The organism is Streptomyces sp. NPDC032940 (assembly GCF_040636935.1).
Lineage (GTDB): Bacteria > Actinomycetota > Actinomycetes > Streptomycetales > Streptomycetaceae > Streptomyces.
The window spans coordinates 1-20,758 of the sequence record NZ_JBEZVJ010000031.1 but is presented as its reverse complement, the minus strand read 5'-3'; the positions used below and the strand labels follow the sequence as shown (position 1 = coordinate 20,758).

20 protein-coding genes, 1 pseudogene and 1 riboswitch are annotated in these 20,758 nt (G+C 68.3%); of the genes and pseudogenes, 12 read left to right on the top strand and 9 right to left on the bottom strand.

Translation table 11 applies throughout. The features are described from left to right. Window position 1: 1 nt before the first annotated feature. A complete protein-coding gene (locus AB0E77_RS28675; protein WP_361576055.1) occupies window positions 2-1,552 on the top strand; it encodes a hypothetical protein in 1,551 nt (516 codons plus the stop codon). Between the two features lie 77 nt (window positions 1,553-1,629). Continuing rightward, window positions 1,630-2,286: a TetR/AcrR family transcriptional regulator gene (locus tag AB0E77_RS28670; protein ID WP_361576052.1), complete on the top strand. Its 657-nt coding sequence runs from the start codon at window positions 1,630-1,632 to the stop codon at window positions 2,284-2,286. Window positions 2,287-2,497: 211 nt separating this feature from the next. Here AB0E77_RS28670 and AB0E77_RS28665 read toward each other — a convergent pair whose 3' ends face one another. Then, window positions 2,498-3,109, bottom strand: coding sequence for a TetR family transcriptional regulator (locus AB0E77_RS28665; protein ID WP_361576049.1), 612 nt, complete (start codon window positions 3,107-3,109; stop codon window positions 2,498-2,500). A gap of 107 nt (window positions 3,110-3,216) precedes the next feature. Between AB0E77_RS28665 and AB0E77_RS28660 the strand changes: the two genes are divergently transcribed. Continuing rightward, window positions 3,217-4,833 (top strand): MFS transporter, encoded by a 1,617-nt coding sequence (locus AB0E77_RS28660; protein ID WP_361576046.1) that lies wholly within the window; start codon window positions 3,217-3,219, stop codon window positions 4,831-4,833. Between the two features lie 7 nt (window positions 4,834-4,840). Here the strand turns inward: AB0E77_RS28660 and AB0E77_RS28655 are convergent, their stop codons facing one another. From AB0E77_RS28655 to AB0E77_RS28630, 6 genes are all read right to left on the bottom strand, one after another. Further along, entirely contained in the window at window positions 4,841-5,680 is an 840-nt protein-coding gene (locus tag AB0E77_RS28655; protein ID WP_361576043.1) for an ATP-binding cassette domain-containing protein, read from the bottom strand. Further along, window positions 5,677-6,426 carry a cobalt ECF transporter T component CbiQ gene (gene cbiQ / locus AB0E77_RS28650; RefSeq protein WP_361576040.1) on the bottom strand — a complete coding sequence of 250 codons (750 nt, stop codon included), beginning with the start codon at window positions 6,424-6,426 and terminating at the stop codon, window positions 5,677-5,679. The genes AB0E77_RS28655 and cbiQ overlap by 4 nt, the downstream gene beginning before the upstream one ends. Continuing rightward, complete coding sequence (locus AB0E77_RS28645; RefSeq protein ID WP_361576037.1) at window positions 6,427-6,774, bottom strand: energy-coupling factor ABC transporter substrate-binding protein; 348 nt, start codon at window positions 6,772-6,774, stop codon at window positions 6,427-6,429. Beyond that, on the bottom strand, window positions 6,771-7,466 hold the full coding sequence (locus AB0E77_RS28640) for an energy-coupling factor ABC transporter permease (RefSeq protein ID WP_361576034.1): 696 nt from the start codon (window positions 7,464-7,466) through the stop codon (window positions 6,771-6,773). Before AB0E77_RS28640 ends, AB0E77_RS28645 begins: the two co-directional genes overlap by 4 nt. 29 nt (window positions 7,467-7,495) lie before the next feature. After that, window positions 7,496-7,681: riboswitch (cobalamin riboswitch) on the bottom strand. Between the two features lie 60 nt (window positions 7,682-7,741). Continuing rightward, window positions 7,742-8,275, bottom strand: coding sequence for a potassium channel family protein (locus AB0E77_RS28635; RefSeq protein ID WP_361576159.1), 534 nt, complete (start codon window positions 8,273-8,275; stop codon window positions 7,742-7,744). A gap of 59 nt (window positions 8,276-8,334) precedes the next feature. Continuing rightward, the gene (locus AB0E77_RS28630) at window positions 8,335-9,720 is read right to left on the bottom strand and encodes a chloride channel protein (RefSeq protein WP_361576031.1); all 1,386 of its coding nucleotides are present in this window, start codon (window positions 9,718-9,720) and stop codon (window positions 8,335-8,337) included. A 298-nt stretch (window positions 9,721-10,018) separates the two neighbouring features. Between AB0E77_RS28630 and AB0E77_RS28625 the strand changes: the two genes are divergently transcribed. Beyond that, the gene (locus AB0E77_RS28625; RefSeq protein ID WP_361576028.1) at window positions 10,019-10,411 is read left to right on the top strand and encodes a cell division protein SepF; all 393 of its coding nucleotides are present in this window, start codon (window positions 10,019-10,021) and stop codon (window positions 10,409-10,411) included. 116 nt (window positions 10,412-10,527) lie between these two features. Here AB0E77_RS28625 and AB0E77_RS28620 read toward each other — a convergent pair whose 3' ends face one another. Continuing rightward, a complete protein-coding gene (locus tag AB0E77_RS28620) occupies window positions 10,528-10,653 on the bottom strand; it encodes a hypothetical protein (RefSeq protein WP_361576025.1) in 126 nt (41 codons plus the stop codon). On the opposite strand from AB0E77_RS28620, the gene AB0E77_RS28615 reads away from it, so the two are divergent. From AB0E77_RS28615 to AB0E77_RS28585, 7 genes and pseudogenes are all read left to right on the top strand, one after another. Further along, window positions 10,652-11,785, top strand: coding sequence for an ATP-binding protein (locus AB0E77_RS28615; RefSeq protein ID WP_361576022.1), 1,134 nt, complete (start codon window positions 10,652-10,654; stop codon window positions 11,783-11,785). The two genes, AB0E77_RS28620 and AB0E77_RS28615, sit on opposite strands and share 2 nt — an antisense overlap. Further along, on the top strand, window positions 11,782-12,135 hold the full coding sequence (locus AB0E77_RS28610) for a nucleotide pyrophosphohydrolase (RefSeq protein WP_361576020.1): 354 nt from the start codon (window positions 11,782-11,784) through the stop codon (window positions 12,133-12,135). Before AB0E77_RS28615 ends, AB0E77_RS28610 begins: the two co-directional genes overlap by 4 nt. 193 nt (window positions 12,136-12,328) lie before the next feature. Further along, window positions 12,329-12,799: a DUF6099 family protein gene (locus AB0E77_RS28605; RefSeq protein WP_361576156.1), complete on the top strand. Its 471-nt coding sequence runs from the start codon at window positions 12,329-12,331 to the stop codon at window positions 12,797-12,799. Between the two features lie 125 nt (window positions 12,800-12,924). Beyond that, complete coding sequence (locus AB0E77_RS28600) at window positions 12,925-13,848, top strand: LLM class F420-dependent oxidoreductase (RefSeq protein WP_361576017.1); 924 nt, start codon at window positions 12,925-12,927, stop codon at window positions 13,846-13,848. Between the two features lie 166 nt (window positions 13,849-14,014). Continuing rightward, window positions 14,015-15,565, top strand: coding sequence for a 3' terminal RNA ribose 2'-O-methyltransferase Hen1 (locus AB0E77_RS28595; RefSeq protein ID WP_361576014.1), 1,551 nt, complete (start codon window positions 14,015-14,017; stop codon window positions 15,563-15,565). Further along, the gene (locus AB0E77_RS28590; protein WP_361576011.1) at window positions 15,562-18,069 is read left to right on the top strand and encodes a polynucleotide kinase-phosphatase; all 2,508 of its coding nucleotides are present in this window, start codon (window positions 15,562-15,564) and stop codon (window positions 18,067-18,069) included. The genes AB0E77_RS28595 and AB0E77_RS28590 overlap by 4 nt, the downstream gene beginning before the upstream one ends. Then, window positions 18,026-18,205: pseudogene (locus AB0E77_RS28585) on the top strand (lincosamide nucleotidyltransferase Lnu(A)); the annotation flags it as partial. The gene AB0E77_RS28590 and the pseudogene AB0E77_RS28585, both read left to right, overlap by 44 nt. Window positions 18,206-19,132: 927 nt before the next feature. Here the strand turns inward: AB0E77_RS28585 and AB0E77_RS28580 are convergent. Beyond that, window positions 19,133-20,137: a protein rep gene (locus tag AB0E77_RS28580; RefSeq protein ID WP_019467630.1), complete on the bottom strand. Its 1,005-nt coding sequence runs from the start codon at window positions 20,135-20,137 to the stop codon at window positions 19,133-19,135. Window positions 20,138-20,357: 220 nt separating this feature from the next. Here AB0E77_RS28580 and lnu(A) point away from each other — a divergent pair. Further along, window positions 20,358-20,758 (top strand): lincosamide nucleotidyltransferase Lnu(A) (gene lnu(A) / locus AB0E77_RS28575; RefSeq protein WP_361576008.1); only part of this gene is annotated, 401 nt, incomplete at its 3' end.

Genomic DNA, 20,758 nt, shown 5'->3' with positions numbered 1-20,758 from the left:
GGTGGCCGAGATCGTCGCCTGGGTCCTCATACCCGTGCTCTACCTCGCCGCGCTCACCGCCTACCTGGTCGTCGTCCCGGCCATCGTGCTGCTGCGGGGACTCGCGCTGACCATGGAACTCCTGTGGGGTCACATCCGCCTGCTGACCGGCGTCCTGTACCGGCGCACCCCCGAGTTCCGCACGATGCCGCCCTACCGCCCGCAGGACGAGGCGGTGAAGGCGTACCGCAACTACTTCTTCGGCCCGGGCTACCGGGACCTGCGCCAACTCCTCACACTGGAGCGGCGGTCGTACGTGCGGACGACCGGCGACTCCTTCCGGGCCGTCACCACACGGCAGTTCACGGCCCCGGTACGGCACCGCGCGTTCACGGTGCCGTACGGAGTGACGCTCTACCTGGGCCTGTGTCTGGGCGCGGTCCTCGCGCTGCCGCCGCTCGCCCTGCTGCTCGCCCTGCACGCACTCGTGCTCGTCCTCCTGACGGGCGGCGCCCGGGCGGTCGCCGGGACCCTGCGGGCGGCCGACCGGGCGGTGCTGTGGGTGAAGCGGCTGCGCACCGGCATGCTCTGCCCGCACTGCTTCGAACGCGTCCCCTACCCGGCGTACGACTGCCCCCGCGCGAGCTGCCGGCGCCGGCACGCGGACATCCGCCCGGGCACGTACGGCGTCTTCCGGCGCCGCTGCGAGTGCGGACAGCGCATGCCGACCCTGCTGATGCTGATGAGCAGGGACGCCCGGCTCCAGGCGTACTGCGTGCACCCGCACTGCGAGAAGCCGATGAACGCGGACGCCGGGCACATGCCCGAGGTGGTGCTGCCGCTGATCGGCGGACAGGCCGCGGGCAAGACGCAGTTGATGGCGGCAATGCTCCTCTCGCTGGAGAACGCGGCGGCCGACGGCGGACCGGCGCTCACGCTCGCCGACGCCGACTCGGACGCCAACTACCAGGTGCTGCGCGAGGTCCTGCGGATGCAGGGCCACACCCGGGCCACCCAGAAGGCGCTGCCGCGGGCGCACTCCTTCGTCCTCGGCTCCGGACGCTCCGAACGGCTGGTGCATCTCTTCGACACGGCCGGCGAACGGTTCGTCGACCGCGACGAGACGGACGCGCTGCGCTACGCCCGGGCCGCGCGCACCTTCCTGTTCGTCCTCGACCCGATGTCGGTGAAGGCGTTCTGGACCTCGCTGGAACCGGCGCCGGGTCCGCTGCTGGACCGCACCCTCGCCTCGACGGTCGACCCGGAGGAGGTCTTCGGCCGGTCGGTCCAGGCGGTGGCCGCGATGGGCGCCCCGCTGAAGCGTTCGCGGCTGGCCGTGGCCATCAGCAAGACCGACCTGCTGGCCGGACACGGCCTGGTGCCCGACCGCCTCGACGACAGCGACGGCGCCCGTGCCTGGCTGTGCGAGGGTCTCGGTCTGCGCAGCCTCGTCCAGGCGATGGAGCTGGACTTCCAGGAGGTCCGCTACTTCTGCACGGCGGCGGTGGCGGACGAGGACGCCCGGGTGGACGCCAGCATCACCCGGTTCGTCGAGTGGTGCCTGCGGGACTGAGGCGTCGGCCGGGCCGGGGGAGGCCTCCGTGCCAGAATGGACGCTCCGCCGTCCCGTTGATCCGCCGAGGTTCTCCCGTGTCCAAGCCCGTGGCCCGCGAGCCGCAGCGACGCAACGCGCGCTCCAACCGGGCGCGCATCCTGGCCACGGCCCGCCGGGAGCTCGGCCGGAACCCGGACACCACGCTGGAGGAACTGGCGCGCGCCGCCGGTGTCGTACGGCGCACCCTCTTCGGGCACTTCCCGGGCCGCGCGGCGCTGCTGGAGGCCCTCGCCGAGGAGGCCTCGGAGGTGCTGCGGAGCACGATGGAGTCGGCCGGGGAGGGGGCCGGGCCCGAGGTGCCGGCCGAGCGCGCGCTCGCGTACTTCCTGCTGCTGATGTGGCCCGTCGGCGACCGCTACCGGATGCTGCTCGCGCTGGCCCGGCACGACCTGGGCGCGGAGCGCGTGGCCGAGATCCTCTCGCCGGCCCGTGCCGAGGTCACCGCCATCCTGGAGCGCGGCCAGCGCGACGGCACCTTCCCCGCCCATCTGCCGCCCGACGTGCTGAGCGCCGGTCTGGAGGCGATGACGGTCGCCCTGCTGGAGCAGGTCAACACCGGCGCGCTGGAGGACGACGGCACGCGGGCCGCCGTCGCCACCCTCGTCGCGGCCGGCGTCCCCCAGGACCGCGCCCGCACCGTCGTCGACTCGGTGGCGCCCACCCTCCCCGCACCCCCGCCGACGACCGACTGACCCCGCCCCGCGCGTCCTTAGGGGCTGTCTGACGATTCCCGTCGTCGCCCGAAGGGCGGCCGCGCGGCGTCAGGTGCGTGCTCTCGGCGTGCCGGCCCGAGATCCGCGTACTGGATGTACTCGGGTCAGGGCCCGGTGCGGCGAGTGGGGGTGCCCCCTCCGGGGGAGCGTGCGTGGCGTCGCGCGGCAGACGGGAATCGTCAGACAGCCCCTACGGCCCGACCCGCGCCCGGTGGGCCGTCCGCGCCGCCGTGTCCGCGGGGACGCCCGCCGTGATCAGCGCGGCCGTGGCCGCACCGGTGCCGTCGTCGGTCCACGTGCCGCGGCGTACGCAGTCGAGGAGGGCCAGCAGATGCGCCTCGACGGCCGCGCCGAGCACCCCGTCCGGCAGCCCGGTCCGGAAGGCGCCCTCCCGCCGGCCGCGGGCGATGATCGCGGCCAGCGTGTCCCGGGCCGGGGCCAGCAGCAGCCCCACCCGCTCGCTCGTCCGGTCGGGCCCCAGGTCCCGGCGGGCGAGGGCGATCAGCGTGCCGTAGCGGTCGCCGACCGGCCACAGGGCGTACACGAAGCGGGCCAGCGCGGTCGCCGGGTCGTCCCGTGCCGTGTCGCCCACCGGGGCGCCGGGGCCGGCGAGCGCCTGCCGTACCGCCTCCGCGGCCTCCCCGACCAGCCCCTCGATCAGCGCGGCCCGCCCGGCGAAGTGCCCGTACAGGGTGCGGCGGGCCACCCCGGCCGCGTCGGCGATCGCGGCGAGGGTGCGGTCGGGGTCCCGGCCCAGTTCGCGCTCGGCGGCGCGCAGGATCCGGCTGCGGGTGGTGATCATCGGCGGGTACTCCCAGGACTGTTTGCACATCGATGGGCAAGAATCTAACCTGAAACCAGTCTGCACACCGATGGGCAATTAACTCGCCCTCGTACCCGGGAGCCTCCATGCCCCTACTGGCCACCACACCCGTCGAGAAGATGACCGGGCCGTATCAACGGCGCTGGTGGGCCCTGATCGTGCTGTGCCTCAGCCTGCTGATCGTCGTCATGGCCAACACGTCCCTGATCGTGGCCGCCCCGGCGATGACCACCGACCTCGGCCTGAGCAGCAGCGACCTCCAGTGGGTCATCGACGGCTACACCGTCCCCTACGCCGCGCTGATGCTCGTGCTCGGTGCCATCGGCGACAAGTACAGCCGCCGCGGCGCCCTGGTCACCGGTCTCGTGGTCTTCGCGGGCGGCTCGGTGATGGGCAGCCTGGTCCACGAGACGGGGCTGGTCATCGCCGCCCGGGCGGTCATGGGCGTCGGCGCCGCCGTCGTCATGCCGGCCACGCTGTCCCTGCTCGTCGCGATCTTCCCGAGGGGCGAGCGGGCCCGCGCCATCACGGCCTGGACCGCCACGTCCGGCCTCGCCATCGCCGTCGGCCCGCTGGTCGCCGGCTGGCTGCTCGGCGACCACGCCTGGGGGTCGACCTTCCTGGTCAACGTCCCCGTCGCGGTCCTCGCCGTCGTCGGCGCGCTGCTCCTCGTGCCGCCGTCCCGCGCGGCCGGCATGGGCCGCATCGACTACGTGGGCGGCCTGCTCTCCATCGTCTCCGTCGGCAGCCTGGTCTACGCGACCATCGAGGGCCCGCACTTCGGCTGGGGCGCCGGTCCGGTCACCGCGGCGGTCGTCGCCGTCGTCGGCCTCGTGGCGTTCGTCGCCTGGGAGCTGCGCCACCCGCACCCCATGCTGGACGTGCGCCGGTTCCTCCAGCGGCCGTTCAGCGGCTCCATGCTGGCCGTGCTGTTCTTCTTCTTCGGCACCTACGGCGCCATCTACTACTCCACGCAGTTCCTGCAGTTCGTCCTCGGCTACGGCGCCCTGGAGACCGGCGTACGGCTGCTGCCGCTGGCCGGTGCCGTGTTCGTCGGCGCCGCCGTGACGGGGCGGCTGACCCCGAAGCTGGGCGTCAAGGCCATGATCGGGTCCGGCATGGTGATCGGCACCGCCGGCGTCTTCCTGCTCGTCCTCATCGACAGGACCTCGACGTACTCCGGCTTCCTGGCCCCGATGCTGCTCCTCGGCCTAGCGATCGGCCTCAGCGTCTCCCCGGCCACCGACACCATCATGGGCTCCTTCCCGGAGAGCGAACTCGGTGTCGGCGGCGGCGCCAACGACACCGCACTCGAACTCGGCGGCTCGCTCGGCATCGCCGTCCTCGGCTCCCTGCTCGGCACCGCCTACCGCGACGAACTGGCCGACCTGGCCGGGGGCCGGCTCCCGGCCGCCGCGCTGGACACCGCGCAGGACTCCGTCGGCGGCGGGCTCGCGGTCGCCGAGCAGATCGCGAAGACGCCGTCGGCCGGACCGCAGCAGGCCCAGGCCCTGGCCGACGCCGTCCACGAGGCCTTCGCCCACGGCGTCGCCACCACCAGCCTGATCGGCGGCATCATCATGGCCGCCGGCACGGTGATCGTCCTCGCGGTGCTGCCCGGCCGCCGGGCCGCCGCTGCGCAGCGGGCCGAGGACGAGACGGCGAAGGCCCGGGAGACGGGGCACAGCCACTCGGCGGGCTGAGCCCCGGTCAGTCGGCCAGGGCCGCCAGCTCCTCCGCCGTGCGCGGCCCTGCCGCCGGGTCGGCCAACAGCCCTCGGGCGCACAGCAGTCGCGCAGCCGCCACGCCCCACGGCAGCCGCAGCCCCGCCAGACCCAGCAGGTCGCTGCGGGCCAGCGTCGGCGCCGTGGGGCCGGTGTGCACCCCGGACGGTGTGAGCAGGGCCGCGTCGTCGGACCAGCGCAGGGCGAGGTCCACGTCGTGCGTGGCCATCACCACCGTGGTGCCGGCCGCCCGCAGCCGGCTGAGGGTCTCCAGCAGCCGCTCCTGCCCGTCCGGATCGAGCCCGGCGGTCGGCTCGTCGAGGATCAGCACCCGGGGCCGCATCGCGACCGCACCGGCGATCGCCGTCCGCTTGCGCTGCCCGTACGACAGCAGATGCGTGGGCCGGTCGGCGAGCGCGGTGATGTCCAGCGCCGCGAGCGCCTCCTCGACCCGGACCCGGACCTCGGGGTCGGGCAGCCCGAGGTTCAGCGGCCCGAACGACACGTCCTGGGCGACCGACGCGGCGAACAACTGGTCGTCCGGATCCTGCACCACCAGCTGCACGGTGGTCCGCAGCCGCGTCAGCCCCGCCCGGTCGTACGTCACCGGCCGTCCGTCCACCGTCAACTGCCCGGCGTCCGGCCGCAGTCCGCCGCTGAGCAGCCGCATCAGCGTCGTCTTGCCGCTGCCGTTGCGGCCCAGCAGCGCCAGCGCGCGCCCCTCGCGCACCGCGAAGTCCATGCCGTCCAGCACCAGCGGCCCCTCCTCGTAGCCGAAGGACGCGCCCCGCAGGGCGACCAGGGCCGGTTCGGCGGACTCGTTCACGACAGGGGCCTTTCCAGGACGAAGGTGAGGGCGGTCAGCGCCGCCAGCAGCACGACGCTCGCCGCCGTGAAGGGCACCGAGACCCGGGCCTCGGGCACCAGGACGCGCAGCGTGCCGTCGTAGCCGCGCCCGGCGAGTCCGGCCTGCAGCCGCGTCGCCCGGTCGAAGGCCCGCACGAACGCGGTGGCGCCCAGCCCGCCGAGCGAACGCCAGGCCGCGGCCCGGGTGGTGTGCCCGAGCCGCGCCGCCTGCGCCTCGCGGATCCGGCGCACGGAGTCGAGCAGCAGGAAACTCATGCGGTACGTCACCAGCGCCACGTCCACCACGGGCGCCGGCACCCCGGCCCGCACCAGCCGGGGCAGCAGGTCGGACATGGGCGTGGTGAACGCGAACAGCAGCACCCCGAGCGACGCCGCCGACGTGCGCAGCAGCAGCTCCCCGGCACGCACCGCACCGCCGTCCGCCACGCCCACGAAGCCGCCCGGGCCCCCGACCCGCACCAGCAGCGGCAGCGCGCCGGTCACACAGAAGCCCAACGGCACCCGGTACGCCCGCCACAGCCGCCGCCGGGGCACACCGGCCGGGCCGAGCAGCACCGCCAGCGCCGCGAGCAGCACCAGCGCCGCGCCCGGCCAGGGCGGCAGCGAGATCGCCAGCACGGTCAGTCCCAGCCCGAGCACGGCCTTGTCCACCGGGTGCCGGTGACGCCACCGGCTGCTGTGCGCCGCCGCGTCGATCGGCAGCACTCAGTCCCCTTCGGGTACGCGCGGGTCCTGCCGGGCGGCGCGGGCCGCCCGCTCCTCGCCCTGCCGCCGGCCCCGGCGCAGCCCGAAGTAGTAGGCCAGCACGCCCGCGCCGAGCGCCGCCTGGAGGGCGAACAGCGCGGACTCGATCTCCCCGGACGGCGGCTCGTACAGCGGCGAGAACCACGGCTCGTAGTCCGGCTCGATCTCCGTGATCGCCGTCTCCGCCTCGGCGTCGGCCCCGGCGAACGGCTCCTCCTTGTGGTCGCCGAGGCCGAGCACCAGCGGCAGCACCGCCAGCGCGGCCACGGCGAGCAGCAGCAGCGCGTTGATCCTCGTGCTGCGCTTCATCGGACGACCGCCTCCTCGCGGGCGCCGGCGGCCGCCGGCAGCACGCCCAGCCGGGTCAGCTCGCCCTTGCTGGACTGCACCAGCAGCCGCATCACGACCACCGTGAGCAGGCCCTCGCTCACCGCGAGCGGGATCTGCGTGACGGCGAAGATGGACCCGAACTTGCCGAGCGCGCCCAGGAAGCCGCTGCTCGGGTCGGGGAAGGCCAGCGCCAGCTGCACGCTGGTGACGCAGTACGTGGACAGGTCGGCGACGAACGCCGCGAAGAACACCGTGACCATCAGCGGCGCCCCGTACCGGCGCAGCAGGCGGTAGGTGCCGTAGCCGGCCCAGGGGCCGGCGATCGCCATCGAGAAGACGTTGGCGCCCAGCGTGGTCAGACCGCCGTGCGCGAGCAGCAGCGCCTGGAAGAGCAGGGTGATGGTGCCCAGGACGGCCATGACGGGCGGCCGGAACAGGACGGCGCCCAGACCGGTCCCGGTGGGATGCGAGCAACTCCCGGTCACGGAAGGCAGTTTCAGGGCCGACAGCACGAACGTGAAGGCCCCGGACGCCCCGAGCAGCAGCGTGCTCTCGGGGTGCTCCCTGACCTCACGGGTGAGTGACCGTACTCCGTGGACGACGAACGGCGCGGACGCGACACCCCAGGCGATCGCGTGCGCCGGAGGCAGAAAGCCCTCGGCTATGTGCATGGCTCAGCAGACCCTCTCCAGCACCTCGTGGATGGACGACGCGCCTTGGCCGGTCTCCTGGCTTACGGGTACCACCGCCCGAACTCCGCCTTCCCGGGTCCCATGAGACCCAGTGGCTGCCCGCGAGGGCCGGAGCCGGACTTCCCGATCACAGTGGCGAGGGCCGCACCGGTACTTCACCGGATTTCCCGTTCACCAAGGCGTGGCGACAGTAGTGCGCCGACGAGGGTGGTGACAAGCGGGCCTCCCCCCGGCGCGACGTGGTGAAGATCTCCTCAGGCCTGCGACGGAGGGCGGGGTGGCGGGTCGTCATGGGAGGGGTGGCCGTCGGGGTGCCGGACCACCCGGGACCGCAGCTGCTGGCCCAGTGCCGTTCCGGCGGCGGTGAGGAAGACGAAGCTGTAGAGGATCTGCAGGATGGCCACGAACCGCGCCGTCTGGCCCTGCGGGGTGATGTCGCCGTAGCCGACCGTGGCGAGGGTGACGACGGTGAAGTAGAGGGAGTCGAGGCGGGTGTGCAGACCGGCGAACTCGCCGGGCTGCTTGGCCAGGATGTAGTAGGCCGCCGCGAAGACGTGCACCGACAGCAGGATCAGCAGCGGGATGACCACGCCGGGATGGCTGTCCGGACGGCCGGTCAGGACATGGCGGATCTGCCGCAGCAGCAGGACGGCCACGATCCCCAGCGCGAGGGAGAACAGACACCAGGTGAGGGCGGGGCGGCCCGGGCCCAGCAGGTCGAGGGGGAGCAGGAAGTAGGACACGACCAGACCCACGCACGCACACCCCCACAGCAGCCAGGGCCGCATCCGGTGCAGGGAGCCACCGGGCCCGGCCCGGCCGTCCCGCCCGCCGCCCCCGCGGCCGGTCACCGGCCCGGCTCCGCCTCGGGGCCCGCCCCCGGCCGCGGCGCCGCCTCCGTCCCGGGCGGACTGCGGCGGATCACCTGCACGACGACGAACGCGACCACCGACGCGATGACGATCAGCGGCATCTGGTCGTGCGCGTCCCGGCCCATCAGCAGCACCGCGAGCACCGAGCTGGCCAGCGGCAGCCCCGTCACGGCGGCCGCCGCGGCGGCGATGCCGAGGGCGAGGGCCGGGGTGGCGCCGAAACCGGGAAGGCCCGAGCAGGCCAGGGCCGTCGCCGTGCCCAGCAGCACGGCCGGGAAGATCGGACCGCCGCGCAGACTGCCCAGCGCGATGCCCCACGCCAGCCCCTTGCACGCGACGAGCGCGACGAGCGCGCCCACGGACCAGGCGTGCGGATGCGCGGCGAGCTGCGCGAGGGCCGTCTGCCCGGACAGCGCCGCCTCCGCCGGCGACCGGCCCGTGATCAGGGCGTACGCGGCGATGCAGACGCCGACCGCCGTGGCGCACAGCACGGTGCGTACGGCCGTGCGGTGCCCCGTCCAGGTGACGGTGCGCCGGCCGAGCGCGCGGGCCAGCGTGATCAGCACCGCGATCAGCGCCGCCGTGGGGATGCCCCACAGGAAGTCCCCGGCGTCGGGCCCGACGTCCGGCGGCACGTCCGGCAGCGACAGGGCGCCGATGTCCAGACCGGTCCACTGTCCGAACCCGGTGAAGACCAGGGCGCCCGTCGCGCTGGCCAGCAGGCAGGGCAGCAGCAGGGCGACCATACGGGTGCCGGCGAGCCCCGCCCCCTCGATGAGCAGGACGGCCGCCGCCACCGGGCCGCCTAGGATCGTCGAGATCGCGGCGGTGGAGCCGGCCGTCGCCAGGATCGCGCTCGCCCCCGGGTCCGCGTCCTTGCCCGTCCGCCGCATCGCGAGCAGGGCGAGCCCGCTGCCGACGGCCATCAACGGGGCCTCGGGACCCAGGACCACACCGAGCGGCAGAGTGGCCAGCGCGGCCAGCACGGCCCCCGGCAGCGCCTTCGGCCCGACCGGCGCACCGCCCAGCCCGTTCACCGGCAGATGTCCTCCGCCGCCGGGCATCCGGGTCACGATCGGTGCCAGGATCAGCCCCGCGAGCACCAGGGCGGGCAGCGGCCACCACCAGGGCGGGGTGCCGTACCCCACGGCCTTCGGCAGCGAGGTCCACACCCAGTGCTGGAGCTCGTGCTGGAGGCCGACGAAGAAGAAGCAGGCCAGCGCGATGGGCACGCCGAGCAGCACGCACAGCAGCAACAGCAGCAGATAGCCGGGGCTGAGCAGGGTGCGCCGCAGGGACTGCTCCGCCCGGTCCGGGACGGCGTTCGCCGGCTGGGCCGGCGGGCTCCCGGCCGCCGTCACGGGGCCGTCCGGCGTGACCCCGGCCCGGGCCCGGCGCGCGGCGGCAGGGGCTGAGTCGTCACGGGCCCTCCCATCGTCCGCCCACCTCCCGGCACGGGCCGACGGCCCGTCACGCGTGCATCGTGCGCCTCAGTTAACGCGAGGGGGCGGGCCGCCGCATGCCACGGACCGCCCTCCGGGCGTAGCCGCGCCGACCGGGTGACCGTCGGGCGGACCGTGTCGTTGTTGGGCCGAACGGGTGAGTTGACGTAAGAATTGGCTGGTGCACGCATTGAAGGCGAGTGGAATCGGGGGACCGGTGAACAGCTACGACGTCACCGACGAACAGTGGGAAGGGCTCGCCCAGGTCGTTCCGTTGCGCGGCCGTGACGCCTGGCCGTCGTCGGTCGGCCACCGCGCGTTGCCGGAGGCGGAGACCGAGGCACGGCGGCGCTTCGTCGTCCTGCGGGTCAACGTCTTCGCCGATGCCCGGGAGGTCGCCGAGACGCTGATGGGGGGCATCCCGGTGCTCCTGGACCTGACCAACGCCGAGACCGAGGTCGCCAAGCGCGTCCTGGACTTCAGTACGGGCGTCGTCTTCGGCCTGGCCAGCGGCATGCACCGGGTCGACCGCAACGTGTTCCTGCTGACACCGGCCGGCACCGAGGTGAACGGCCTGATGGAGGGCGCGGCCGGAGTTCCCGGCATGTGACGCCCGGGCCGGGGGCGGCGCGGCACGCTCTGTGTGTCCCACCCCCGGCCCGGCGGGCCGTCCCCCGATCGTGGGAACGTCGCCCGGGCGGAACGGTTCGCCCGTGATCCGGAGCCCTACGGTCCGGACATGGCCGTGTCACCCGCGTCGACGGCGCCCCCCACGATGACGTCCCCCTTGACGTCGCCCCCCTCGATGGCGCCTCCTTCGACGGCGTCCTCGTCGGCGGCGGCGCCCTCCATGGCGTCCGCCGCCCCCGTGCCCCCGGATCGGCCGTGCGTCACGGAACTGCGGCTGTCCGCCTTCGCCCGGCACCGGCGGACCCGGATCCCGCTCGCGCCCCTCACCCTGCTCGCCGGGCCCAGCGGCAGCGGGAAGACCAGCGCGCTGCGGGCCTACGAGGCGCTCGCCCGGCTCGGCGGCGGCGCGGAACTCCGCACGGTCTTCCCCGACCCGGTCGCCTGCGTCCCCGAGCGGGCCAGGCCCGACGCCCAGCGGCGCCGCGGCTTCCGCATCGGCTGCACGGTCGACGGCCCCGAGGGCCCCGTCAGCCTCGACGTGGCCGTGCAGGCGGAGCCCGAACTGCGCATCGTGGGGGAGAGGCTGACGGCCGGCGGGCTCGTCCTGCTGGAGACGGCCCTGCGCGACCCCGGCCGGCGCGCCGTGCAGGCCGCCTGGCACACGGGGGGCTCGGCGCCGGTCACCCGCGCCCCGCTGCCCGACGACCGGCTCGGCACGGCGCTGCTGCCGCTGCGCGTGTCCGGCAGGACCGACGGGCAGCGCAGGGTGCTGGCGGCGGCCGAGCAGACGGTGGTCGCCCTGCGCTCCGTCTTCGCCTGCGACCCGCGCCCGGCCAGGATGCGCGAGCCCGTGCCCACCGGCTCCGGACGGCTGCTCGGCGGCTGCGACAACCTCGCCGACGTGCTGTGGCGCACCCGGACCGAGTGCGGCCGGCGGCACGCCCAGTTCGTCGCCGCCGTACGCGCCGGGTGCGCGGGTCCCGTCGAGGACGTCCTGGCCGAACCGGTCGTCGGCGGGGTGGTCCGCGCGCTCCTCGACCGGGGCGACGGCGTCCGCACCGGCCTCCCGCGCCTCGGCTACGGCGAACTGCGCTACCTCGCCCTCGCGCTCGTGCTGTTCACCGGCCCCGGCGTGCTGGAGGTCGACCCGGCCGGCGAGGTGCCCGCCGCGCTGCAGACCCTCACCGTCCTCGCCGACGGCCTCGACCGGGGCCTGGACGCGCGGCAGCGTGCCGAACTCCTCCACCTCGCGGCCCGGATGTGCGACCGCGGCCACATCCGCCTCGTCGGCGCCGTCGCGGACGCCTCCCGGGCGGCGGCGCCCGGCGTCACGGTGGTACACCTGAGGCCGTGACCGATCATCCCCGCCCCGTCCCCGACCTGGCGGCGCTGCAGCGCAGGCTGGCCGAGTTCGCCGCCGCCCGGAACTGGCAGCCGTACCATACCCCGAAGAACCTGGCCGCCGCCCTCAGCGTGGAGGCGTCCGAACTCGTCGAGATCTTCCAGTGGCTGACGCCCGAGCAGTCGGCCCGTGTCATGGACGACCCCGGCTCCGCACACCGGGTCCGGGACGAGGTCGCCGACGTGCTGGCGTATCTGCTCCAGTTCTGCGAGGTGCTCGGAGTCGATCCGCTCGCCGCGCTGGACGCGAAGATCGACCGCAACGAGTCCCGGTTCCCGCCGCGCGGCGAGGGCGGAGCGTAGGGCGCGGGAGAACAGAGGAGCCTCACACTCCGCTATCACTCTCCGCAGTCGATATCGCGTCCGTTGTCCCTTTGTTGTCCGAATATTTCTGTCTAGCTATAGCTTTTCGCCCCACGCGCCTTCACTCTGGGTAGTGAACAACGGAGTTCGGGTGGACGCGCCGCGGGCGCGTCGGGACGGACGGGGGCAGCGCATGGACGCGGTGCGGCTCATCGTGACGAGCGGGCGTGCCCTGGCAGCCGGCGGCGAGGTGCCGGACATTCTGACGGAGGTGTGGCAGGCGCAGGCGCTCGCCCAGGCGATCGGCAGCCGGCTGGCGGTCCACGGACCACCCGAACTGCGCGGCGAGGCCCTGGGACTGACCGAGCTGGCGGGCCGCGGCTGCGGAGTGCTGCGCACCCCGGACCTGGCCCCCGGCGAACTGCGCGCCGCCCAGCTGACCGAACTGGGCGACGCCCGCCAGGCCCTGATGTGCCTCGGTACGCTCCTCGGCGAGATCGGCATCGCCCTGGTCGGCATCGCCTGCACGGTCGAGGACGAGGGGACGTACTGGCGCTGCATGGAGGCCATCGACGCGGCCGACGAGTCGCGGGACCGGGTCCGGGAGATGCTGCGCCGACTGGCGGACCGGGACGCGGCGTTACCGGCCCGGGAGGCGGGCTAGGGGCTGTCTGGCTGTTCCCGTCCGCCGCGCGGTCGCCGCCCGTTCACCCGGCGAGGGGCCGGTAAGTGCCGTGCCACGCCGCGGCCTGTCCGGTGGACGCCGCCCGACCAGGCAGGATGGACGGTATGGAACTCCGTATCTTCACCGAGCCCCAGCAGGGGGCCACCTACGACACCTTGCTCACCGTCGCGAAGGCCACCGAGGACCTCGGGTTCGACGCCTTCTTCCGCAGCGACCACTACCTCGCCATGGGATCCGTGGACGGCCTCCCCGGTCCCACCGACGCCTGGATCACCCTCGCCGGCCTCGCCCGCGAGACCCGGCGCATCCGGCTCGGCACGCTCATGACGGCCGGCACCTTCCGGCTGCCCGGCGTGCTCGCCATCCAGGTCGCGCAGGTCGACCGGATGTCCGGCGGCCGCGTCGAGCTGGGCCTGGGCGCGGGCTGGTTCGAGGAGGAGCACAAGGCGTACGGCATCCCCTTCCCGAAGGAGAAGTTCGCCCGCCTCGAGGAGCAGCTGGCGATCGTCACCGGCCTGTGGGCCACCGAGACCGGCAAGACCTTCGACTTCCACGGGACGTTCTACGACCTCACCGAGTCGCCCGCGCTGCCCAAGCCCGCGCAGGCCAAGGTCCCCGTGCTCATCGGCGGCCACGGCGCCACCCGCACCCCCCGTCTCGCCGCGCGGTACGCCGACGAGTTCAACATCCCGTTCGCCTCGATCGAGGACACCGAGCGGCAGTTCGGCCGGGTCCGGGCCGCCGCCGAGGAGGCCGGCCGCGGCGCCGACGCGCTGACCTACTCCAACGCCCTGGTCGTCTGCGTCGGCAAGGACGACGCCGAGGTCGCCCGCCGCGCCGCCGTGATCGGCCGCGAGGTCGACGAGCTGAAGGCCAACGGCCTCGCCGGCTCCCCGGCCGAGGTCGTCGACAAGATCGGCCGCTACGCCGCCGTCGGCGCCCAGCGGATCTACCTCCAGATCCTCGACCTCGACGACCTGGACCACCTGGAGCTGATCTCCTCCCAGGTGCAGACCCAGCTGTCCTGAGGAACGCCCCGCCTCCCGAAATAACCGAAGGCGCCGGTCACCCGCCCCGTGCGATGGTGTGAAGGTCGTCCTGCCGGAGCCCCCGGGCAACGCCCCCGGGGGCTCCCGTGCGCACGGCACCCACGCAGTCGCCCCCTGTTGACCGTCGACCCGGCCGGAGAGGCCCATGTTCCTGACCATCACCACCACCGGCACCCCCGAGCGCCCCGCGACCGACCTCGGCTTCCTGCTGCACAAGCATCCCGACAAGGCGCAGACGTTCTCCACCTCCTTCGGCACCGCCCACGTGCTGTATCCCGAGGCGGAGGAGCAGCGCTGCACGGCGGCGCTCCTGCTGGAGGTGGACACGGTGGCCCTGGTCCGGCGCGGCAAGGGCAAGGGCCGGGGCGGCGCCCCCGACGCGGCACTCGCGCAGTACGTCAACGACCGGCCCTACGCGGCCTCGTCGCTGCTCGCCGTCGCGCTGAGCAACGTCTTCTCCAGTGCCATGCGCGGCGTGTGCAAGGCCCGCCCCGAGCGCGCCGCCGAGCCGCTGCCGCTGCGCGTCGAGGTGCCCGCGCTGCCCGCCCGCGGCGGCCCCGGCCTCGTACGCCGCCTGTTCGAGCCGCTCGGCTGGGCGGTGACCGTGGAGTCCGTCCCGCTGGACACCGAGTTCCCCGAGTGGGGCGACTCGCGCTACGTCCGCCTGGTCCTGGAGTCCGACACCCTCACCGTCTCCAGGGCCCTGCGCCATCTGTACGTCCTGCTGCCGGTCCTCGACGACGCGAAGCACTACTGGGTCTCGCCGGACGAGGTCGAGAAGCTGATCCGGGTCGGTGGAGCCTGGCTGTACCACCACCCCGAGATGAAGCTGATCACCAGCCGTTTCCTGTCCCGCCGCTGGTCCCTTACCCGGGACGCGATGGAACGCCTGGAGCTGATCAGGCTGGCCGAGACCGACGACAGCGAGGTGGAGGAGATCGACAACGCGGTCGAGGAGGAGGCGGAGCAGGAGGAGAAGCCCACCCCGCTCGCCGTGCAGCGCCGCGAGGCGATCCTGACCGCCCTGCGGGACCACTCCGCCGCCCGCGTCCTCGACCTGGGCTGCGGCGAGGGCCACCTCGTGCGGGAACTGCTCAAGGACCCGCGGTTCACCGAGATCGTCGGAACCGACGTGTCCGTGCGGGCCCTCACCATCGCCTCGCGGCGGCTGAAGCTGGACCGCATGGGCGAGCGTCAGGCCGCGCGCGTCACCCTCTTCCAGGGCTCCCTCGCCTACACCGACAGGCGCCTCAAGGGGTACGACGCCGCCGTGCTCAGCGAGGTGATCGAGCACCTGGACCTGCCGAGGCTGCCCGCCCTGGAGTACGCCGTGTTCGGCGCGGCACGCCCCCGCACCGTCGTCGTCACCACGCCGAACGTCGAGTACAACGTGCGCTGGGAGAGCCTGCCCGCCGGGCAGGTCCGCCACCGCGACCACCGCTTCGAGTGGACCCGCGAGGAGTTCCGCACATGGGCGCACACGGTCGCCGAACGGCACGGCTATGACGTGGAGTTCCGGCCCGTCGGACCCGACGACCCCGAGGTGGGCCCGCCCACGCAGATGGCCGTGTTCACCACGAGCACCGTGACGGAGAAGACCGAGTCGGCCGAGAAGACCGAGTCGGCTGAGAAGACCGAGTCGTCGGACACGACCGAGTCGTCGGACAAGACCGAGAAGGAGGCGAAGGCCGCATGAGCACCACCGACACCACCGCACCCGGCGCGCGCTCCCGCGCCCTGCCCGTCACCGACCTCTCCCTCGTCGTGCTGATCGGCGCCTCCGGCTCCGGCAAGTCCACCTTCGCGAGGCGCCACTTCAAGCCGACCGAGGTCATCTCCTCCGACTTCTGCCGGGGCCTGGTCGCGGACGACGAGAACGACCAGAGCGCCAGCCGCGACGCCTTCGACGTCCTGCACTACATCGCCGGCAAGCGGCTCGCCGCCGGCCGCCGCACCGTCGTGGACGCCACCAACGTGCAGCAGGACGCCCGCCGTCAGCTGATCGAGCTGGCCAGGGCCCACGACGTGCTGCCCATCGCCATCGTCCTCGACGTGCCCGAGCAGGTCTGCGCCGAGCGCAACGCCGCCCGCACCGACCGCGCCGACATGCCCCGCCGGGTCATCCAGCGCCACATCCGCGAACTCCGCCGCTCCCTGCGCCGACTGGAGCGCGAGGGCTTCCGCAAGGTGCACGTCCTGCGCGGCACCGAGGAGACCGAGCACGCCACCGTCGTCACCGAGAAGCGGTTCAACGACCTGACCCACCTCACCGGCCCCTTCGACATCGTCGGCGACATCCACGGCTGCGCGTCCGAGCTGGAGGCCTTGCTCGGCAAGCTCGGCTACACCGACGGCGTCCACCCCGAGGGCCGCACCGCCGTCTTCGTCGGCGACCTCGTCGACCGCGGCCCGGACAGCCCCGGCGTGCTGCGCCGCGTGATGTCCATGGTGAAGTCGGGCAACGCGCTGTGCGTGCCCGGCAACCACGAGAACAAGTACGGCCGTCACCTCAAGGGCCGCAAGGTCCGGTACACCCACGGACTCGCCGAGACCGTCGCGCAGATGGAGGGCGAGAGCGAGGAGTTCGTCGCCGAGGTACGGGAGTTCATCGACGGCCTGGTCAGTCACTACGTGCTCGACGACGGCAAGCTGGTGGTCTGCCACGCCGGTCTGCCCGAGAAGTACCACGGCCGCACCTCCGGCCGGGTCCGCAGCCACGCCCTGTACGGCGACACCACCGGCGAGACCGACGAGTTCGGGCTGCCGGTGCGCTACCCGTGGGCCGAGGACTACCGGGGCCGCGCGGCCGTCGTCTACGGCCACACTCCGGTCCCGGAGGCGAGCTGGCTCAACAACACCATCTGCCTGGACACCGGCGCCGTCTTCGGCGGCAAGCTCACCGCGCTGCGCTGGCCGGAGCGCGAGATCGTCGACGTACCGGCCGAGCGGGTCTGGTACGAGCCGGTCAAGCCGCTGCGCACCGAGGCGCCCGGCGGGCACGACGGCCGGCCACTGGACCTGGCTGACGTCCAGGGCCGCCGCGTGGTGGAGACCCGGCACGCGGGTCGCGTCACCGTGCGCGAGGAGAACGGGGCCGCGGCCCTGGAGGTCATGAGCCGCTTCGCGACGGACCCCCGGCTGCTGCCGTACCTCCCGCCGACGATGGCGCCGACCGCCACCTCGGGGGTGGACGGCTACCTCGAGCACCCGAAGGAGGCGTTCGCGCAGTACGCGGCCGACGGGGTGGTGCGGGTCGTGTGCGAGGAGAAGCACATGGGCTCGCGGGCGGTCGCCCTGGTCTGCCGCGACGCGCAGGCGGCGCGCGCCCGCTTCGGTGTGGACGGCCCCACCGGGTCCCTGTACACCCGCACCGGCCGCCCGTTCCTGGACGACGCGTCCCTCACCGAGGAGATCCTCGGCCGGCTGCGCACCGCGATCGGCGAGGCCGGACTGTGGGACGAGCTGTCCACGGACTGGCTGCTGCTGGACGCCGAGCTGATGCCCTGGTCGCTGAAGGCCGCCGGGTTGCTCCGCTCCCAGTACGCCGCCGTGGGCGCCGCCTCCGGCGCGGTGTTCCCGGGCGTGCTGTCCGCCCTGGAGGGCGCCGCCGCACGGGGCGTCGACGTCACGGAGCTGCTGGCCCGCCAGCGGGAGCGGTCCGCCGACGCCGCCGCGTTCACCGAGGCGTACCGCCGCTACTGCTGGCCCACCGACGGTCTGGACGGCGTGCGCCTGGCCCCGTTCCAGATCCTCGCCGTCCAGGGCCGCAGCCTGGCCGCGCTGCCGCACGACGAGCAGCTCGCCCTGATCGACCGGCTGGTCGAGCACGACGCGAGCGGCCTGCTGCACACCACCCGGCGGCTGTACGTCGACACCGGCGACCCCGAGTCGGTGCGGGCCGGTACCGACTGGTGGCTGGAGATGACCGGCCGGGGCGGCGAGGGCATGGTCGTCAAGCCGGTCGGCGCGCTGGTCAGGGACGACAAGGGCCGCCTGGTGCAGCCCGGCATCAAGTGCCGGGGCCGCGAGTACCTGCGGATCATCTACGGTCCCGAGTACACGCGCCCCGGCAACCTGGCCCGGCTGCGGCAGCGGTTCCTGAACCACAAGCGGTCGCTCGCGATCCGCGAGTACGCCCTCGGCCTGGAGGCCCTGTACTCAAGCAAACCCAGAAGGTGGCAATTACATCTTTCAAAATGAATGGTTTTCAGAAACTAATTATAAAGGTCGAAAAATACCATGCATTTCCAAAGAAGCTCAACTTCTTTTTCATTCCGGTTATGAATTAACAGAAAAAGACCATTTTGATATAAAAAATTTAAAATCAATAACTTAATTTCTTTATTCCAATTGCTTTATTCCAATTGCTTTATTGACGTTGAGCCTCCGAACCCTTAACGATCCCAAAACTTGCCGAATGGTCGGCTTAATAGCTCACGCTATGCCGACATTCGTCTGCAAGTTTAGTTAAGGGTTCTTCTCAACGCACAATAAATTTTCTCGGCATAAATGCGTGTTCTATTTTTTATTTTTACTCCTCTTGATAGCAAAAAACGCCATTCCAATACAAAACCACATACCTATAATCGATATCCAAATAGCAGTCATAAAATCGCTCCTTTTTAGCAAACTTTATCACAATAGTTATCACTTTACAGGTCTATTTTTCATCGTTATAATCTAGTTAAATCCCGTAAGGGCGCACTTATGCGTTCTAAAAGAACGCGTGTAAAAACCATAATCGACCTTCGTCGATTTTTTTAATCTTAGTTTTAAGTAATCGGTGTTGCAGCACAGATATAAAAATTAATACTGCATTATTAGTAATCGGCGTTGTGGCGCAGATACAAAAATTAATACTGCACGAATTTGAATCGACGTTGTAGCGTAGATATAAAAATTAATACTACATCAAAATTTAACTAAGGTTTAAGCTACTAGTTTTTTGCTAGTAGCTTTTTTATTTTTAAAATTTTAAATACCTTTATTTTGAATTTTAAGGGGGCATTTTAAAGATTTAGGGGTAATTCATATAGTTTTATGCCTGAAAACTTATATAAGCTCTTAAAACGCAAATATGAGCCAAATAAATATATGCTATTTCCAAAAACAAAAATTTGAGCAAAACCAGTGTCGAATTTTTTAAGACACTGCCCATCTACATGCAAATTAAAATTTTCATAGTAAAACTGGGCAACCATGCCGGTTGAACGCTATAGTTCCCGCAGGGGCAAAAATACATAAAAAAACGCTAGCTTTTAAGCTAACGTTTCAAATCTTTTAAGTAATAATTTTGTTTTTCAAAATTCCAAATTGCAGTAATTGAATGTGCTTTTTCTTCTTCGTCTGTTGTTTTATCTTCGTCACTTGTATTAATTAAATTACCATCTTCGGCATCGTCTAAATTTAAAATTTTATGTTTTTGTTTAAGCAAACCACCATAACTCAACATACGTTTTCGATATAAACCTTTTTCCAAATCATTCACGATTTCTTGATTTCTTTCATCATCATCAGTTAAAAAATCAGATGACTTAACCGAATATTTTGAGGTTTCTTTGATTGCTGCTTGAATATCTTTATCGCCTTTTTGATTTGGTTTGATCGCTTTGATATTCGCTACTGGTCGATAATTAACTTGTAATGCTTTTTGCCATAAATCGACCCATTCAACTTGCGTAATGTAATTTTCTTTTTTTCTAAAATACGCATTTTCAACACACAATAAAACGTGCATATGTTGATTATAACTACCGTCTTTTTGATTAACAGTAACCTCAGTTGAACGTAAAAATCCAACTAAATTCTTTTTAACTTTCGTATACATTTTTAATTTATTAAAAGCTTTAGACATATGCTTTAAGCTCTCTTCTAAATGTTCACCGTCTATTGCATTTCTAGTCGACAAAGTTAGGAATAACCAACGAGAAGTAGGTTTTTCTTTAACCACTTCTTCAATCACTTTTTGAGCTTGATAACTATTTTTCATAGCACGCCTCCAATTACAGACCGGACATAATTTAGATTTACAAAACCATGTCTTATGTAACTTCAAATATCCTTCATCAGTCGGCTTGAACTCTAAGACGTTTCCACATTGTTTTACGTTATAAGCCTTTTTTATTTTTAGTATTTCAAGTATATCTGCATAGCCTACATTATCTATTTTCTTTTCTCTCCATGGGCGTTGTTTCCCACTTTTTGTCATATCTTTTAATGTTTCGTTATCTTGATTTTCGTCTATATATTTTGTATGATTGTCTTGCATATAAAAAGACCTCCAGTATTAAGTTGATGAGTAGATGCTTCAATCTTATTATTGGAGCTTTTTTATGTCAAATTTTCTTTCACGCATAAAAATACATAAAAACACTGTCATATCAACGTTAATATGATGTTTAATATCTTTGAGTTATTTCTATATAGTATCAAGACAAGAAGAAACTCGTTTTCAACTCGTTTCAAATTCCTAAATTAGGAGGGGTAAAATGAAAATTGATAATGTAACAGAAAAGGATTTATTTTATATTTTAGACTTATTTGAAAAAATGGAAGTAACTCATTGGTTAGATGGAGGCTGGGGCGTAGATGTATTAACTGGAAAACAACAAAGAGAACACAGAGATATAGATATAGATTTTGACGCTCAACACACTCAAAAAGTTATAAAAAAATTAGAAGATATAGGATACAAAATAGAAGTTGATTGGATGCCTTCACGTATGGAACTTAAACATAAAGAATATGGATATTTAGATATTCATCCTATAAATTTAAATGATGATGGTTCCATTACTCAAGCAAACCCAGAAGGTGGCAATTACATCTTTCAAAATGAATGGTTTTCAGAAACTAATTATAAAGGTCGAAAAATACCATGCATTTCCAA

Excerpts from the sequence above, each read along its gene's own strand:
- AB0E77_RS28665 (WP_361576049.1), bottom strand. The coding sequence starts at position 3,109 with ATGATCACCACCCGCAGCCGGATCCTGCGCGCCGCCGAGCGCGAACTG.
- AB0E77_RS28660 (WP_361576046.1), top strand. The coding sequence starts at position 3,217 with ATGCCCCTACTGGCCACCACACCCGTCGAGAAGATGACCGGGCCGTAT.
- AB0E77_RS28645 (WP_361576037.1), bottom strand. The coding sequence starts at position 6,774 with ATGAAGCGCAGCACGAGGATCAACGCGCTGCTGCTGCTCGCCGTGGCC.
- AB0E77_RS28640 (WP_361576034.1), bottom strand. The coding sequence starts at position 7,466 with ATGCACATAGCCGAGGGCTTTCTGCCTCCGGCGCACGCGATCGCCTGG.
- AB0E77_RS28635 (WP_361576159.1), bottom strand. The coding sequence starts at position 8,275 with ATGCGGCCCTGGCTGCTGTGGGGGTGTGCGTGCGTGGGTCTGGTCGTG.
- AB0E77_RS28615 (WP_361576022.1), top strand. The coding sequence starts at position 10,652 with ATGGCGTCCGCCGCCCCCGTGCCCCCGGATCGGCCGTGCGTCACGGAA.
- AB0E77_RS28620 (WP_361576025.1), bottom strand. The coding sequence starts at position 10,653 with ATGGAGGGCGCCGCCGCCGACGAGGACGCCGTCGAAGGAGGCGCCATC.
- AB0E77_RS28605 (WP_361576156.1), top strand. The coding sequence starts at position 12,329 with ATGGACGCGGTGCGGCTCATCGTGACGAGCGGGCGTGCCCTGGCAGCC.
- AB0E77_RS28600 (WP_361576017.1), top strand. The coding sequence starts at position 12,925 with ATGGAACTCCGTATCTTCACCGAGCCCCAGCAGGGGGCCACCTACGAC.
- AB0E77_RS28595 (WP_361576014.1), top strand. The coding sequence starts at position 14,015 with ATGTTCCTGACCATCACCACCACCGGCACCCCCGAGCGCCCCGCGACC.
- AB0E77_RS28590 (WP_361576011.1), top strand. The coding sequence starts at position 15,562 with ATGAGCACCACCGACACCACCGCACCCGGCGCGCGCTCCCGCGCCCTG.
- AB0E77_RS28580 (WP_019467630.1), bottom strand. The coding sequence starts at position 20,137 with ATGCAAGACAATCATACAAAATATATAGACGAAAATCAAGATAACGAA.